This window comes from Geodermatophilus sp. SYSU D00965 (assembly GCF_054050075.1).
This window is the reverse complement of the sequence record NZ_JBJGYQ010000030.1, coordinates 1-14,819: the sequence shown is the minus strand read 5'-3', so window position 1 is coordinate 14,819 and position 14,819 is coordinate 1. Positions and strand designations below refer to the sequence as shown.

The 14,819-nt window shown below is 75.1% G+C and carries 15 protein-coding genes; 7 read left to right on the top strand and 8 right to left on the bottom strand.

Going from position 1 to position 14,819, the window contains the following annotated elements:
- Positions 1 to 49 precede the first annotated feature (49 nt).
- The gene (locus tag ACI789_RS22285) at positions 50 to 547 is read left to right on the top strand and encodes a DUF4396 domain-containing protein (protein ID WP_457011647.1); all 498 of its coding nucleotides are present in this window, start codon (positions 50 to 52) and stop codon (positions 545 to 547) included.
- Between the two features lie 106 nt (positions 548 to 653).
- Here ACI789_RS22285 and ACI789_RS22280 read toward each other — a convergent pair whose 3' ends face one another.
- Both ACI789_RS22280 and ACI789_RS22275 read right to left on the bottom strand, forming a co-directional pair.
- Positions 654 to 803 (bottom strand): hypothetical protein, encoded by a 150-nt coding sequence (locus ACI789_RS22280; protein ID WP_456916484.1) that lies wholly within the window; start codon positions 801 to 803, stop codon positions 654 to 656.
- Positions 804 to 938: 135 nt separating this feature from the next.
- Positions 939 to 2,651 (bottom strand): phosphoenolpyruvate--protein phosphotransferase, encoded by a 1,713-nt coding sequence (locus tag ACI789_RS22275; protein ID WP_457011645.1) that lies wholly within the window; start codon positions 2,649 to 2,651, stop codon positions 939 to 941.
- Between the two features lie 145 nt (positions 2,652 to 2,796).
- Between ACI789_RS22275 and ACI789_RS22270 the strand changes: the two genes are divergently transcribed.
- From ACI789_RS22270 to ACI789_RS22255, 4 genes are read left to right on the top strand one after another with little or no spacing between them, the layout of a single operon-like run.
- Positions 2,797 to 3,564 carry a DeoR/GlpR family DNA-binding transcription regulator gene (locus ACI789_RS22270; protein WP_457011644.1) on the top strand — a complete coding sequence of 256 codons (768 nt, stop codon included), beginning with the start codon at positions 2,797 to 2,799 and terminating at the stop codon, positions 3,562 to 3,564.
- Complete coding sequence (locus tag ACI789_RS22265; protein WP_457011643.1) at positions 3,561 to 4,613, top strand: 1-phosphofructokinase family hexose kinase; 1,053 nt, start codon at positions 3,561 to 3,563, stop codon at positions 4,611 to 4,613. Before ACI789_RS22270 ends, ACI789_RS22265 begins: the two co-directional genes overlap by 4 nt.
- 20 nt (positions 4,614 to 4,633) lie before the next feature.
- On the top strand, positions 4,634 to 6,778 hold the full coding sequence (locus ACI789_RS22260; protein ID WP_457011642.1) for a PTS fructose transporter subunit IIABC: 2,145 nt from the start codon (positions 4,634 to 4,636) through the stop codon (positions 6,776 to 6,778).
- A gap of 53 nt (positions 6,779 to 6,831) precedes the next feature.
- Entirely contained in the window at positions 6,832 to 7,092 is a 261-nt protein-coding gene (locus ACI789_RS22255; RefSeq protein ID WP_457011640.1) for an HPr family phosphocarrier protein, read from the top strand.
- 136 nt (positions 7,093 to 7,228) lie between these two features.
- Here the strand turns inward: ACI789_RS22255 and ACI789_RS22250 are convergent, their stop codons facing one another.
- From ACI789_RS22250 to pdhA, 6 genes are all read right to left on the bottom strand, one after another.
- The gene (locus ACI789_RS22250) at positions 7,229 to 7,696 is read right to left on the bottom strand and encodes an SRPBCC family protein (RefSeq protein ID WP_457011639.1); all 468 of its coding nucleotides are present in this window, start codon (positions 7,694 to 7,696) and stop codon (positions 7,229 to 7,231) included.
- A gap of 79 nt (positions 7,697 to 7,775) precedes the next feature.
- Positions 7,776 to 8,942, bottom strand: coding sequence for an AGE family epimerase/isomerase (locus ACI789_RS22245; RefSeq protein WP_457011638.1), 1,167 nt, complete (start codon positions 8,940 to 8,942; stop codon positions 7,776 to 7,778).
- Positions 8,943 to 8,966: 24 nt separating this feature from the next.
- On the bottom strand, positions 8,967 to 9,341 hold the full coding sequence (locus ACI789_RS22240; RefSeq protein ID WP_457011637.1) for a hypothetical protein: 375 nt from the start codon (positions 9,339 to 9,341) through the stop codon (positions 8,967 to 8,969).
- Positions 9,342 to 9,366: 25 nt separating this feature from the next.
- On the bottom strand, positions 9,367 to 10,902 hold the full coding sequence (locus ACI789_RS22235) for a dihydrolipoamide acetyltransferase family protein (protein ID WP_457011636.1): 1,536 nt from the start codon (positions 10,900 to 10,902) through the stop codon (positions 9,367 to 9,369).
- Positions 10,903 to 10,906: 4 nt separating this feature from the next.
- Positions 10,907 to 11,887 (bottom strand): alpha-ketoacid dehydrogenase subunit beta, encoded by a 981-nt coding sequence (locus tag ACI789_RS22230; RefSeq protein WP_457011635.1) that lies wholly within the window; start codon positions 11,885 to 11,887, stop codon positions 10,907 to 10,909.
- The gene (gene pdhA, locus ACI789_RS22225; RefSeq protein ID WP_457011634.1) at positions 11,887 to 13,026 is read right to left on the bottom strand and encodes a pyruvate dehydrogenase (acetyl-transferring) E1 component subunit alpha; all 1,140 of its coding nucleotides are present in this window, start codon (positions 13,024 to 13,026) and stop codon (positions 11,887 to 11,889) included. Before pdhA ends, ACI789_RS22230 begins: the two co-directional genes overlap by 1 nt.
- 215 nt (positions 13,027 to 13,241) lie before the next feature.
- On the opposite strand from pdhA, the gene ACI789_RS22220 reads away from it, so the two are divergent.
- Both ACI789_RS22220 and ACI789_RS22215 read left to right on the top strand, forming a co-directional pair.
- The gene (locus tag ACI789_RS22220; RefSeq protein ID WP_457011633.1) at positions 13,242 to 13,715 is read left to right on the top strand and encodes an Lrp/AsnC family transcriptional regulator; all 474 of its coding nucleotides are present in this window, start codon (positions 13,242 to 13,244) and stop codon (positions 13,713 to 13,715) included.
- Positions 13,716 to 14,277: 562 nt separating this feature from the next.
- Positions 14,278 to 14,400 carry a hypothetical protein gene (locus ACI789_RS22215; RefSeq protein ID WP_457011632.1) on the top strand — a complete coding sequence of 41 codons (123 nt, stop codon included), beginning with the start codon at positions 14,278 to 14,280 and terminating at the stop codon, positions 14,398 to 14,400.
- The last annotated feature ends 419 nt before the right edge of the window (positions 14,401 to 14,819 follow it).

Here is a 14,819-nt window from a genome sequence, read left to right as displayed (position 1 = left end):
CGGCGTTGTACCCCTAGGGGGTATAGGTACAACGGACGGAGGAGCCACCGTGGACACAGCCGTGAACCACCACCAGGACGCCGGGCACGCGGGCCACGCCCCTGGGGCCGGCCGGGTCCCGTGGGCGACGGCCGCCTCGGCGACGCTGCACTGCCTGACCGGCTGCGCCATCGGCGAGGTCCTCGGCATGGTCATCGGCACCTCGCTGGGGCTGCACGACTGGGCCACCGTCGCCCTGGCCGTCGCGCTGGCCTTCGTCTTCGGCTACGCCCTCACCATGCGCGGGGTGCTGCGCGCCGGCCTGCCGTTCCGGCGGGCGCTGACGGTGGCCCTGGCGGCGGACACCGTGTCGATCGCGGTCATGGAGGTGGTCGACAACGCCGTGATGCTCTCGGTGCCCGGCGCCATGGAGACCGGCATCGGCAGCGCGCTCTTCTGGCTGGCGCTGGCCGGCTCGCTCGCCGTCGCCTTCGTCGTCACCCTGCCGGTGAACCGCTGGATGATCAGCCGCGGCCGGGGCCACGCCGTCGTCCACGGCCTGCACTGAGAGGACCCCGTCGTCCACGGCCTGCACCGAGGGCCGCGGACAGCAGACGACCCCGGTCTCCCGCAGGGAGGCCGGGGTCGTGCAGTGTTCTCGGCGCGTCGGCGCCTCAGCGGAAGAGCGGGCCGCTGCCGTTCGCCATCGTCAGCAGCTCGTCACGCATCGCCGGGCTGCTGGTGCGCGCGAGGGCGCGGTCGATCGCCCGGCGCGTCCGCGCCGCCTGCCGACGCTGCCGCCAGCTGGAGGTCACGCTGTTCATCGTTCGATGCCTTCTTCCGGTGTCGTCGAGGGGTGCATCCGTAGCAAGCAAGGTGCGAGCTCGATAATTCCGAAGGAAGAGAGGTCAACAGCGCGACACGGCGATGGTTGTTCACCCAGCGGGGTGAGTTCGGCCTCAGTCGACGCCGAGCACGGCCCGCACCGCCGCACGGGCGCTGCGCGGGTCGTCGGCGGCCAGGGCGGCCTCGGCGGCCCGGCGGCAGGTGTCGGTGTCCACCGTGGCCAGCCGCGCGCCGACCCCGGCGATGGACGAGGCCGCGCACGACAGCGAGGTCACCCCCAGGCCCACGAGCACGCAGGCGAGCAGCGGGTCGGCGGCGGCCTCCCCGCAGACGCCGACCGGCTTGCCCGCACGGAGGCCGGCCTCGGCGGTCAGCCGCACCAGGGCCAGCAGCGCCGGCTGCCACGGGTCGGTGAGGTCGGCGAGGTCGGCGGAGAGCCGGTCGGCGGCGAGGGTGTACTGCGACAGGTCGTTGGTGCCGATCGACAGGAAGTCGACGTGCTGGAGCAGCCGGTCGGCGTGCAGCGCCGCGGATGGCACCTCGATCATCACGCCGGGGACGAGGCCGCGGTCGCGCACCAGCCGACCGAACTCGGCCGCCTCCGGGACGGTCGCCACCATCGGCGCCATCACCCACGGCTCCTCACCGGTCCGCCGGGCGGCCTCCGCGATGGCGTCCAGCTGCCGCTCCAGCAGCCCGGGGTCCCGGCGGGCGACACGGAGGCCGCGGACGCCGAGCGCCGGGTTCTCCTCGTCCGGCATCGTGGCGAACGCCAGCGGCTTGTCCGACCCGGCGTCCAGCGTGCGGACGACGACGCGGCGTCCCGGGAACGCCTCGAACACCTCGGCGTAGCCCGCGGCCTGCTCCTCCACCGAGGGCTCCTCCGCCCGGCTGAGGAAGGCCAGCTCGGTGCGCAGCAGGCCGACCCCCTCGGCGTACTTCGCTGCCGCGCCCCGTGCGCCCGCGCCGTCCTGCACGTTGGCCAGGACCTTCACCTCGACGCCGTCCCTGGTGCGCCCCGGTCCGCGGTAGCCGGCCAGCGCCGCGGCGGCGGCGCGGGAGCTCTCCACGCGGGCGGCGGCCTCGGCGAGGTCGGGGTCGACGGTGACGCTGCCCCGCTCGCCGTCCAGGAGCACCGTCGCGCCCACCGGGACGTCGTCGAGGCCGCCCACAGCGACGACGCAGGGCAGCCCGAGCTGGCGGGCGATGATCGCGGTGTGGCTGGTGGTCCCGCCCAGCCGGGTGGCCAGGCCGATCACGCGGGCCGGGTCGAGACCGGCGGTGTCGGCCGGCGCGAGGTCCTCGGCCAGCAGTACCGACGGCACCTCGGGCCGGGGCACGCCGGGCTCCCCCTGCCCGGTGAGCTCGGCGACGATCCGGTCGCGGACGTCGCGCACGTCGGTGACCCGCTCGGCCATCAGCCCGCCGAGCGAGGTGAACAGGTCCACGAACTGCTGCGCGGCGCCCACGGTGGCGACGGCGGCCGGCGTGCCGGCGTCGATCCGCTGCTCCACGGCCGAGAGCAGGCCGCGGTCGCGGGCCAGCCCCGCGGTGGTGGCCAGCACCTCGGCGCTGACCCCTGTCGCGCCGGCGGCCCGCTCGGTGAGCCGGTCGGCGACGGCGCCCGCCGCGGCGACGAAGCGCTCCTTCTCCCCTGCGCGGCGGTCCTCCGGCACGACGGCCCCCTCGTCGGCGGGCAGCTGCACCGCGCCGGACGGGCGGACCACCGGGCCCAGCACCACGCCGGGGACGACCGGGGTGCCGGGCAGGACCACGGGCCCACCGGTCTGCGGCAGGGCGGTGGTTCCGGGTGCGGTGGTGGACATGGGTACCTCGCCTCGGATAGGGGGAGCGGGACGCCGTCGGTGACCAGCGTCACGAAAAAGTGTTGACTTGTCAACGGATCGGACGTAGAACAACACCATCACAACGCCAAACCAACATGACCGGGCATGGAAGGGGGTGGCGCCCGTGTACCCCGAAGAGCGGCAGCACGCGATCGCCGGGCTGGTGGCCGACCGGGGGCGGGTGTCGGTGACCGCCCTGGCCGAGCAGTTCGGCGTCACCACCGAGACCGTGCGGCGCGACCTCGCCGTCCTCGAGCGGTCCGGCACGGTGCGGCGGGTGCACGGCGGCGCGGTCCCCGCCGGCGCCCTCACCTACGTGGAGACGGCGCTGGGCGAGCGGCACGGCACCCGCAGCGAGCAGAAGCGCAAGGTCGCCGCCGCCGCGCTCGACCTCGTGCCCGGCGCCGACGGCAGCCTGGTGCTCGACGGCGGCAGCTCCACCGCCGCCCTCGCCGAGCTCCTGCCGGGCGACCGCCGCCTGTTCGTCGCCACCAACTCCGTGCCGATCGCCGCCCGGCTCGCCGGGGCCCCCGGCATCGACCTGCAGGTGCTGGGCGGGCGGGTCCGCGGCATCACCCAGTGCGCGGTCGGCTCCCCGGTCCTGGCCACGCTGGCCGACCTCCGCGTCGACGTCACCTTCCTCGGCGCCAACGGCGTCACCCCCGACCACGGGTTCACCACCCCCGACGACGCGGAGGCCGCCGTGAAGCGCGCCATGGCCCGGGCCGGCCAGAAGGTGGTCGTGCTCGCCGACAGCAGCAAGCTCGGCCGCGAGCACCTGGTCCGGTTCGCCGCCCCGGCCGACGTCGACGTCCTGGTCACCGACTCCGACGCCGACCCCGCCGACGTGGCCCGGCTCGAGGACGCCGGCGTCGAGGTCGTGGTCGCGTGAGCGCCGGGCCGGCCGCTCCCGTCGGTCGCGTGGTGACCCTCACCGCCAACCCGAGCCTGGACCGCACGCTCTCCCTCCCCGGCCCCCTGCAGCGCGGGAGCGTGGCCCGCCTCGCGCCGAGCTCCACCGAGCCCGGCGGCAAGGGGGTCAACGTGGCCCGTGCGATCGCCGCCGCCGGCGGGGACGTCGTGACGGTGCTCCCGGCCGGGGACGACGACCCGATCGTGGGGGCCCTGCGGCGGATCGGCCTGCCGATGGCCACCGTGCCCGTCGCGGCGCCGGTCCGCACCAACTACACGCTGGCCGAGCCCGACGGCACCACGACCAAGCTCAATGAGCCCGGCGCCTCCCTCGACGACGCCACGCGCGCCGCCCTGGCCGCCGCGCTGCACCGGCACGCCGAGGGTGCCCGCTGGGTCGTGCTCTCCGGTTCCCTGCCGCCGGGCACCCCGGCCGACTGGTACGCCGAGCTGGTCCGCGGGCTGCGCGACACCGGCGCGCGGATCGCCGTCGACACCTCCGAGGCCCCGCTGCTCGCGCTGCTCGCCGCCGGGCCGGACGCCGCCCCGGACGTGCTCAAGCCCAACTCCGAGGAGCTCGCGCAGCTGACCGGGGTGCCGGAGGCGGAGCTGACCGCCGACCGCGGCGCGCTGCTGGCCGCCGTCGCCACGCTGCACGAGCGCGGCGTGGCCGAGGTGCTGCTGACCCTCGGCGCCGACGGCGCGCTGCTCTCCGCCGCCGACGGCGTGTGGTCGGCGACCCCGCCGCCGATCACGGTCCGCAGCACGGTGGGCGCCGGCGACTGCAGCCTCGCCGGGCTGGTCCTCGCCGACCTCGCCGGGGCCGCCCCGGCCGAGCGGCTGCGCAGCGCGGTCGCCCACGGCGCGGCCAGCGCGTCCCTGCCGGGGTCCGCCGTCCCCACGCCCGGCCAGGCCGCCCGGCTCGCGGCCGAGGTCGCCACCGAGTCCGTTCCCGCCAGCACCACCGCACCCGGCACCACCGCACCCGGCACCACCACCGTCCCGGCCGCCGGCCGCGACGTCCGCTGACGCCTCTCGGAGAGGTAGCCATGCCCGCCCTGATCACTCCCGACCTGGTCGCACTCGACGCCGACCTGGGTTCCGACAAGAGCTCGGTCGTCCGCCGGCTCGCGGCGCTGGTCGCCGGCGCCGGCCGGGCCTCCAGCGCCGACGGGCTCGCCGAGGACGCCCTGGCCCGCGAGGCGCAGGCCGCCACCGGCCTGCCTGGCGGGATCGCCATCCCGCACTGCCGGTCCGAGGCGGTGACCGAGGCGTCGCTGGCCTTCGCCCGGCTGTCGCCGAAGGTCGACTTCGGCGCGCCCGACGGCCCGGCCGACCTGGCCTTCCTCATCGCCGCGCCGGCGCACGGGGACGCCGACCACCTCACCCTGCTCACCGCGCTGGCCCGGGCCCTGGTGCGGCCGGAGTTCGTCGCCTCCCTGCGGTCCGCAGGCTCCGACGCCGAGATCGTCCGGTTGGTGGAGGAGGTCGTCTCCCCCGAGCCCGCGCCCGCCGCGTCCCCCGCGGCGGCCGTGCCGGCCCCCGGTGCGCCCCCCACGGCCGCCGCTCCCGCCACGGGGACGTCCGCGCCGGCTGCGCCCGCCGACGGCGCCCGGCGCAGTGTCGTGGTGGTCAGCGCCTGCCCGACCGGCATCGCGCACACCTACATGGCCGCCGACAAGCTCACCGCCGCGGGGCAGGCCGCCGGGGTCGACGTCCACGTGGAGACGCAGGGCTCCTCGGGCTCCACGCCGCTCGCCTCGGACGTGATCCGCGGCGCCGACGCGGTCATCTTCGCCGTCGACGTCGGCGTGAAGGACCGGGACCGGTTCGCCGGCAAGCCGCTGGTGCAGTCCGGCACCAAGCGGGCCATCAACGAGCCCGAGGTGATGATCCGCGAGGCGCTGGCCGCCGCCGACGACCCGAACGCCCGCCGGGTGCCCGGTGGCGCCGCGGCCGGCGCGGACGCCGGCACCGCGGCGGCCGGCAAGCCGAGCACCGGCGCGGAGATCCGCCGCTGGCTGCTCACCGGCGTGAGCTACATGATCCCGTTCGTCGCCGCGGGCGGCCTGCTCATCGCGCTGGGCTTCCTCTTCGGCGGCTACCAGATCGTCAACCCCGACCCGGCGTCGGCGAGCGGCGACAGCTTCGCGCTGAACTGGGTCCTCAACAGCACGTTCCTCAACCTGCCGTCGGCGCCGCCGCTCGAGGGCCTCAACGACGGCTTCTTCGGCTACCTCGGCGCGATCTGCACCGTCCTCGGCCAGGCGGCGTTCGGCTTCCTGGTGCCGGCACTGGCCGGGTACATCGCCTACGCCATCGCCGACCGCCCGGGCATCGCCCCCGGCTTCGTCATCGGCGCGGTCTCCCTCACCGTCGGCGCCGGCTTCATCGGCGGCCTGGTGGGCGGCATCCTCGCCGGCCTGGTGGCGCTGTGGATCAGCAGGTGGAAGCTCCCGACCGGCGTCCGCGGGCTGCAGCCGGTGGTCATCATCCCGCTGCTCGCGACGCTGATCTCCAGCGGGATCATGGTCGCGGTGCTCGGCCGACCGCTGGCCGCCGCCCTCGAGGGCCTGGGCAACTGGCTCAACAGCCTGACCGGCACCTCGGCGGCGCTGCTCGGGATCATCCTCGGCCTGATGATGTGCTTCGACCTGGGCGGTCCGGTCAACAAGGCGGCCTACCTGTTCGCCACCGCGGGCCTCGCCTCGCAGACCAGCGGCTCGCTGATCATCATGGCCACGGTCATGGGCGCCGGCATGGTGCCGCCGCTGGCGATGGCGCTGAGCACCGCCGTGCGGCCGAAGCTCTACACCCCGGCCGAGCGGGACAACGGCAAGGCGGCCTGGCTGCTGGGCGCCTCGTTCATCTCCGAGGGCGCCATCCCGTTCGCCGCGGCCGACCCGCTGCGGGTCATCCCCTCGATGATGCTGGGCGGTGCCACGACGGGCGCGATCATCGCGGCCAGCGGCGTGGAACTGCGCGCCCCGCACGGCGGCATCTTCGTGTTCTTCGCGATGAGCAACGTGCTGATGTTCGTCGTCGCCCTGATCGTCGGCACGGTCGTCGGCGCGGCCGCGGTGACGATCGCGAAGAGCATCGGCAGGTCCGACGCCGAGGAGGCGCCGGAGGACGCCGTCGACCTCGAGCACGCCCACACCGTCGCCCCCGCCACCCAGCCGGCTCGCGCCTGAGCCGCCAGGCTGTAACCCCGACACCCAGCCCCGAGCACACAGGGAGACTCCCCATGCCCAGTCAAGTCGTCACCGTCGGTTCCCGCGTCGGGCTGCACGCCCGCCCGGCGGCCCTGATCGCCGAGGCCGTCGGCAAGGCCGGGGTCCCGGTCACGCTGGCCACCGCGGGCGGCAACGCGGTGGACGCCGGGTCGCCGCTGATGATCATGACGCTCGGGGCCAAGCAAGGGACGGAGGTCGTCGTCACCAGCGACGACCCGGCCGTGCTCGAGCAGATCGCCGGCCTGGTCGCCCAGGACCTCGACGCCGAGTGAGCCCGGCCCTCCCCTAGAACGACGGCGCCCGTCCCCTGCAGAAGGGGGCGGGCGCCGTCACGTGCGGTGCTGGCTGGAACGGCGCCCTCGCAGGGTCCCGCCCCGAACGTGTGAGGGTGGGGGCGAGGGCGTCCTCCTACGGCTGGTCGGGCCGGGAGACCTCACCGCGCCAGGCACCGGTCTCGGTGCCGCGGCTCTCGATGAACTCCTTGAACCGCTTGGCGTCGGCCTTGACCTGCCGGTCGTCGAAGCCCAGCGCCGCGCCGGCCTTCTCCACCAGGCCCTCGGGCTCCCAGTCGATCTGGATCATCACGCGGGTCCTGGCGTCGTCCAGCCGGTGGAAGGTGACGACACCGGCGTGCTTGGCCTCACCGCTGGTGCTGGTCCACGCCACCCGCTCCTCGGGGCGCTGCTCGGTGATCTCGGCGTCGAACTCCCGCTTGACGCCGTCGATGCTGGTGACCCAGTGGGTGTGCGTGTCGTCGAGCTGGGTGATCCGCTCCACCCCGCCCATGAACTGCGGGAAGGACTCGAACTGCGTCCACTGGTCGTAGGCGACCCGGATGGGGACGTCGACGTCGATGGCTTCCTGCACGCTGGCCACTGCCTGCTCCTCTGCTCGGGGACTCCGTCGTGCACGACGTACCCCTCGGGATCGGACGGGACACGTCCGGATCCCGCGCTCAAGCCAGGCTCGCCGCCACGCTCCCCCGCACCGGCCGGCCCTCGGAGAGCAGCAGCATCTGGGCCAGGTGGTAGGCGTCGGGCTGTCCCGCCCACGTCCCGGAGGCCACCTCGCCGGACGGCGTCAGCTCGTGGCGCCAGCTGCCGGTCACCGGGTCGGCGAACCGGGCCTCGCCGTGCGCCCGCCACCGGTCGGCCAGCGCGCCGTAGCGGTCCTCGCCGGTGACCTCGCCCAGCACGCTCGCCGCGGCGATCGCCTCGCACAGCACCCAGTGCATGCGGGCGCCCACGACCGGCCGGTCGTCCCAGTCCAGCGTGTACGGGAAGCCGTCGTGCCCGTCGGCGGCCCACCCGCGGTCCGCGGCGGCGTCGAACAGCCCGACCGCGTCGTCCAGGAGCCACGCGGGCGCGTCCGGCAGCGCCGCGCGCAGGTGCAGGCACAGGCGGGCCCACTCGAACTGGTGCCCGATCGTCACGCCGTAGGGCCGGAACGGGTGCGCCGGCTGGTCGCGGTTGTAGTCGGGCAGCGGCGTCCAGCCGGGGGTGAAGTGCTCCGGCAGCCGCCACTCCCGCTCGCGCGCGAACCCGTGCACGATCCGCTCCGTCGCGCGCAGCGCCTGCCGCCGCAGCCGGGTCGCCCGCGGGTCCTCGCCCAGCGCGTCGGCGGCGGCCAGCGACGCCTCGACGCCGTGCATGTTGGCGTTGGCGCCGCGGTAGTCCGACAGCGTCGTCCAGGCGGCGTCCCACTCCTCGACCGCGAGCCCCGCGGCGTCGTCCCAGAAGCGGGCCTGCCAGACCTCGAGCGCGTCGTCGAGCAGCGCCGGCCCGCCGGGGTTCCCGGCTCCGGTCGCCGTCGCCCCGGCCAGGACGACGAAGGCGTGCACGTAGGCGGTCTTCGCGTCGTCGCCGACCGCCGCGGACCAGCCCCCGCGCTCGCTGTCGCGCAACGGCCCGGAGGTCAGCGCCCGGACGCCGTGGGCGAGCAGGTCGGCCGCCCCGGGCCGGCCCAGCAGGGAGGCGAGCCCGAACACGTGCGTCATCCGCGCGACGATCCACGTCTCCAGCGGCCGGTCGGCGAGGACCGCGCCGTCACTGCCCAGGTAGCCGAAGCCGCTGTCGACCGCGGAGCGCTCGGCGAGGTCCAGGAGCCGCTGCAGGTCGGTCACGGGACGAGAGCGTGGCACGGCGCCTCAGGACAGGCGGCCACGGGAGACGGCCTCCGCACCGACGCGCACCGTCGCCACGACGACGGCGACCAGGCACACCAGCCGCACGAGCCCGCCACCGATGTTCGCGCCGGCGTCGTCCTGCGTCCACGCGTCGAGCAGCGCCAGCACGACCACCGCGCCCAGCACCACGAGGCCGGCCCGTCGGTGGACGCCCGGCCCCGGGACGGTGAGCAGCAGCACGCCCCCGGTGACCGCGCCCAGGTAGCCGGCGATCTGCAGCGCCGACGGCAGGACCCCCGGCTCGGTGGCCGGGCGGCTGCCGGAGAACAGCGTGGCCAGCACGGTCAGCGCGACGAACAGCCCGAGCAGCGGCAGCGCGAGACGAAGGCGTTCCACGGGTGCAGTCTCGGCCGTTCCCCGGTCAGAAGGCCAGCGCCGTGCCGGGGTCGGACAGCAGCGCCCCCACGTCGGCGAGGAACCGGCTGCCCAGCTCCCCGTCGATGATCCGGTGGTCGAACGACAGCGCCAGCTGGGTCACCTGCCGCGGCCGGACCTTCCCCTTGTGCACCCACGGCATCTCGCGGACGGCGCCGAAGGCCAGGATCGCCGACTCGCCGGGGTTGAGGATCGGCGTCCCGGTGTCGACGCCGAACACCCCGACGTTGGTGATCGTGATCGTGCCGCCGGTCATGTCCGCGGGGGCGGTGCGCCCGGCCCGCGCGGTCTCGGTCAGCTCGCCCAGGGCGGCGGCCAGCTCGGTCAGGGAGAGCCGGCCGGCGTCCTTGATGTTGGGCACGACCAGTCCCCGCGGCGTGGCCGCCGCGATCCCGAGGTTCACCTGGCCGTGGACGACGATCTCCTGCGCCGCCTCGTCCCAGGAGCTGTTGACCATCGGGTGCCGGCGCGCGGCCAGCAGCAGCGCTTTGGCGACGAACAGCAGCGGGCTGACCTTGACCCCGGCGAACTCCGGGCGCGCCGCCAGCCGGGTGCGCAGCTTCATCATCCGGGTGACGTCGACGGTGAGGAACTCGGTGACGTGCGGCGCTGTGAACGCGCTGGCCACCATCGCGGCGGCGGTGTGCTTGCGCACCCCCTTGATCGGGATCCGCTGGTCCCCGGCCGTGGCCGCCGGGACCGGTGCCGGCGTCGGTGCCTGTCCCGTCGACGCGGCGGCCTGCACGTCGGCGCGGGTGATCACGCCGCCGTCGCCGGTGCCGGTCAGCGTGGTCAGGTCGACCCCGAGGTCCTTGGCCAGTTTGCGCACCGGCGGCTTGGCCAGCGGCCGCGGCCGCCCGTGCCCCGGCGCGGCGACCAGCGCGGTCGCCGCCTCCTCGACGGCGGCGTGCGCCTCGGCGGCCCGGCCGACCTCCAGCCCGCCGTGCCGGACGGGCTTGGTGCGGGCGTCGGGCGCGGTGGTCAGCAACGGTGTCGACCGGGAGTCGTCGTCGGCGGACCCGGCCAGCGGCGTCGGCGCCCCGTGGTGGTGGACGGCGCGACGCGGCCGCCGGCGCGCCTCGGTGGTGCGCGGGCCGTAGCCGACCAGGACGGCGGTCCGCCCACCGGGGGCCGCACCGCCGATGAGCCCGGCGGCGGGCTGGTCCGCCGCGGGCTGGCCGGAGGCCGGCTGCCCGGTGGCCGGCTGCCCGGTGGCCGGCTGCCCGGTGGCCGGCTGCTCGGTGGCCGGCGCGGCGGGTGCCGGCCCCGGCTCGGCGTCCCCACCGGTGTCGATGGTGATGATCGGCGTGCCGACGTCGACCGTCGTCCCGGCCTCGTGCAGCAGCTGGGTCACCGTGCCGGCGTACGGCGAGGGCAGCTCGACGGCGGCCTTGGCCGTCTCCACCTCGCACAGCGGCTGGTTGATCGTGACCGTGTCGCCGACGGCGACCAGCCACTGCAGGATCTCGCCCTCGGTGAGCCCCTCGCCGACGTCGGGGAGCTTGAACTGACGCAGCGCCATGGCCTCAGAACCCCATCGCGCGGTCGACGGCGTCGAGCACCCGGTCGAGGTCGGGGAGGTACTCCTCCTCCAGCTTCGACGGCGGGTACGGGGTGTCGTAGCCGCCGACCCGCAGCACCGGCGCCTCCAGCGAGTGGAAGCAGGTCTCGGTCACCCGGGCGGCGATCTCCGCGCCCAGGCCGAGGGTCACCGGCGCCTCGTGGACGACGACGCAGCGGCCGGTCCGCCGCACCGAGTCGAACACCGGGTCGAGGTCGAGCGGGGACAGCGTGCGCAGGTCGACCACCTCGAGCGAGCGGCCCTCCTCCGCCGCCGCCTCGGCCGCCTGCAGCGCCGTCTTCACCATCGGGCCGTAGGCGCAGACGGTGACGTCGTCACCGCCGCGGACGACACGGGAGGCGAACAGCGGCTCGGGGGTCGCGTCGGTGTCCACCTCGGCCTTCTCCCAGTACCGGCGCTTGGGCTCGAGGAAGACGACCGGGTCGGGGTGCGCGATGGCCTGCTGGATGCCCCAGTAGGCGTCGACCGGGTTGCTGACCGCCACGACCTTGAGGCCGGGGGTGTGCGCGAAGTAGGCCTCGGGGCTCTCGCTGTGGTGCTCGACCGCGCCGATGCCGCCGCCGAAGGGGATGCGGATGACGATCGGCATCGCCAGCTTCCCGCGGGAGCGCGCGTGGATCTTGGCGACCTGGGTGACGATCTGGTTGTAGGCGGGGAAGACGAACCCGTCGAACTGGATCTCGCAGACCGGCCGGTAGCCGCGCATGGCCAGGCCGACGGCGGTGCCGAGGATGCCGGCCTCGGCCAGCGGCGTGTCGACGACGCGGTCCTCGCCGAAGTCTTTCTGCAGGCCGTCGGTGATCCGGAAGACGCCGCCGAGCCGGCCGATGTCCTCGCCCATGAGCACGACCTTGGCGTCGTCCTCCATGGCCCGGCGCAGGCCCAGGTTGAGCGCCTTGCCGATGGTGAGGGTCTGCACGCCCATCAGTGCTCGCCTCCCTCGAACGAGGCCTGGTACGCCTCGAACTCCGCCTGCTGCGCGGCCAGGTGCGGCGTCTGCTCGGCGTAGACCTGGTCGAACATCGCCGTGCCCGGCGGGTCGGGCATCTCGACGGTCCCGCTGCGAATGCGCTTGGCCAGCTCGTCGGCCTCGGCCTCGACGGCCTCGAAGAAGTCGTGGTCGGCGACGCCGCTGCGGGAGAGGTGCGCCTTGAGCCGGGCGATGGGGTCGCGCAGCTTCCACTCCTCCAGCTCGCTGGCCAGCCGGTAGCGCGTCGGGTCGTCGGAGGTGGTGTGCGCGCCCATCCGGTAGGTGAACGCCTCGATGAACGTCGGCCCCTGCCCCTCGCGAGCGGCCTGCAGCGCCGCGCGGGTGACCGCCAGGACGGCGAGGACGTCGTTGCCGTCGACCCGGACGCCCGGGAAGCCGAAGCCCGCGGCCCGCTGGTAGAGCGGCACCCGCGACTGGCGCTCCAGCGGGACGCTGATCGCGTACTGGTTGTTCTGGCAGAAGAAGACGACCGGCGCGGAGAAGCTCGCCGCCCAGATCATCGCCTCGTTGACCTCGCCCTGGCTGGTCGCGCCGTCGCCGAGGAAGGCCAGCGCGGCGGCCTCCGCGCCGTCGCGCTGCAGGCCCATCGCGTAGCCGGTGGCGTGCAGGCACTGCGCGCCGATGACGACGGTGTAGAGGTTGAAGCGGGTGGCGACGGGGTCCCAGCCGCCGTTGTCGACGCCGCGGAACAGGCTGATGACGTGCAGCGGGTCGACGTCGCGCGTCCACGCCACCCCGTGCTCGCGGTAGGTCGGGAAGGCCATGTCCTCCGGGTGCAGCGCGCGGCCGGCGCCGATCTGGGCTGCCTCCTGACCCAGCAGCGAGGCCCAGATGCCCAGCTCGCCCTGGCGCTGCAGGGCGGTCGCCTCGACGTCCCACCGGCGGACCAGCACCAGGTCGCGGTAGAGGCCGCGGAGCTCCTCGTCGGAGACGTCGATGGAGTAGTCGGGGTGCTCGACCCGCTCGCCCTCCGGGGTCAGCAGCTGCACCAGGTCCGGCTGCTGCGGCAGGTGGGGCGCCCCGGCCCCGGGTACCGGGTCGACCACCTCGGTGGCCGCGCTCGACAGGCTCACGGGCATCTCCTCGCCGTCGGCCGCAGCGGCCGGGGTCGCCGGCGCTGGCGGAGCTGGACGTCTCGCGGCACCGGGGTGTGGCGCCACTCACACATCGTGACACGTCCCGGGCCCCGGCGAGAAGATCACCGCTCCGCCGGTCTGCGCAAGCCCTGTCCCACCTGGTGCGCAGAATGCTCGGTAGTAGGACGTCCTCGCATGTCAGACTGAGCAACGTGCCGGCCCTCGATGCCACCGACGCCCGCCTGCTCCGGGCCCTGACCGAGGACCCCCGCGCGACGGTCATGGCGCTGTCGCAGCGGCTCGGCCTGGCGCGCAACACCGTGCAGGCGCGGCTGGCCCGGCTGGAGAGCAGCGGGGTGCTGGCGCCCTTCGACGCGCGGGTGCAGCCGGAGGCGCTCGGCTACCGGCTCGGGGCCTACGTGACCGTGCAGGTGGTGCAGCGGAGCCTGGCCGACGTCGGCGAGGCGCTGGCGCAGATCCCCGAGGTGCTCGAGGTCACCGCGCTGTCCGGCGTCGCCGACCTGCTGGTCCGCGTCGTGGCCACCGACGCCGACGACCTGTGGCGGATCACCGAGCACGTGCTGACCATCCCCGGCGTCCAGCGGACCGACACCGCCCTGGCCCTGCGCCGGCTGGTCGACCACCGGATGGCCCCGCTGATCGACCGCACCGCCGGGACCGACTGAGCCGTCGGCGCCGGACCCGTCGGGGCGCCGGGATCGCGCGGTGCGGCGTGGGGCGCGGGGCTCGCGGTGGGCGCCGAGCGCGCGGTGTGGCCGCCGACCGCGCGGTGTGGCGCGGGTCCGGCGACCACACGGCGAGGTCGGTGCCGCGGAGTCACCGTCCACAGGCTCGGGACCGAGGTGGGTCCGGTCGGCTGACGTGTTCCCTCCGGAGATGTCAGGCCGCCCCCGTGGACCCGGGCACGCTCCTCGCGGTCGTCGACCTCGCCCTGCACGAGCCGTCGATCGACGACATGGACTCCGTCGCCCGGGCGCTTCGAGACGGCGGTTGGCTCAGTACCCCCGTTGACGGAGACGGCAGCGTCCTCGACTCCCAGTGGGAGCACGAGGACGGTCAGGGCATGAGCCGGGTCCACACCGGCACATCGGGAGGCGGAGCCTTCATCGGCCTGATCGCGAACGTCGCGACGGACACCGCGGCGCACGTGCTGCTGAAGCAGGTCACCGAGCGGATCGAGGCGCGGGTCGTCCGCGGCCAGCTGCACCACGTCGCGAGACCGACCCGGTGTGGACGACCTGGTCCGACGGCCGTCGGGACGTCTCGCTCGGCCTGCACGCGATGGCCGTCCAGGCCACGCACACGATCCATCCGGCCGTCCAGTTCGCGGTGGAGATCGGCCACCACTGACCCGGGTCCTCGTCGGGATCCACGTCATCAACCGGGGCACGAGCCTCGCTCGCGCTGTGGACTGTGAGGGGCTGTGAACCGTGAGGGGAGGTGGCCCTCTGCCCTGGCGAACTCGCACAGCGGCGGAGGCCGTGCCCTGTCAAGCGCGCCCGCGGATCTGTGGACACCCGTCTGACCTGGGGATTCAGTCTGCGGCGGGGTCCTTGCGGCGGTAGGCTTCGAACGCCTGATCGAACCGCTGGGGAGGTGTCGTGGACGAGCTGCCGGAGGCGCTGCGGGCGCTGACCGCAGCCCTCGACGCCCTGGGCGGGGAGGAGCTGGCGCCGTTGTTCGGGCCGGCGCTGCTGGTGCGGCTGCGCGGGCTGTTGTGCGCGCAGAACCGGCTGGCCGCCGAGGTGGCGCGCACGGTGGCCGCGTGC

Bases quoted from the DNA above. Each gene is read 5' to 3' on its own strand.
- ACI789_RS22275 (WP_457011645.1), bottom strand. From the start codon at position 2,651: ATGTCCACCACCGCACCCGGAACCACCGCCCTGCCGCAGACCGGTGGG.
- ACI789_RS22280 (WP_456916484.1), bottom strand. From the start codon at position 803: ATGAACAGCGTGACCTCCAGCTGGCGGCAGCGTCGGCAGGCGGCGCGG.
- ACI789_RS22230 (WP_457011635.1), bottom strand. From the start codon at position 11,887: ATGGGCGTGCAGACCCTCACCATCGGCAAGGCGCTCAACCTGGGCCTG.
- ACI789_RS22235 (WP_457011636.1), bottom strand. From the start codon at position 10,902: ATGGCGCTGCGTCAGTTCAAGCTCCCCGACGTCGGCGAGGGGCTCACC.
- ACI789_RS22255 (WP_457011640.1), top strand. From the start codon at position 6,832: ATGCCCAGTCAAGTCGTCACCGTCGGTTCCCGCGTCGGGCTGCACGCC.
- ACI789_RS22260 (WP_457011642.1), top strand. From the start codon at position 4,634: ATGCCCGCCCTGATCACTCCCGACCTGGTCGCACTCGACGCCGACCTG.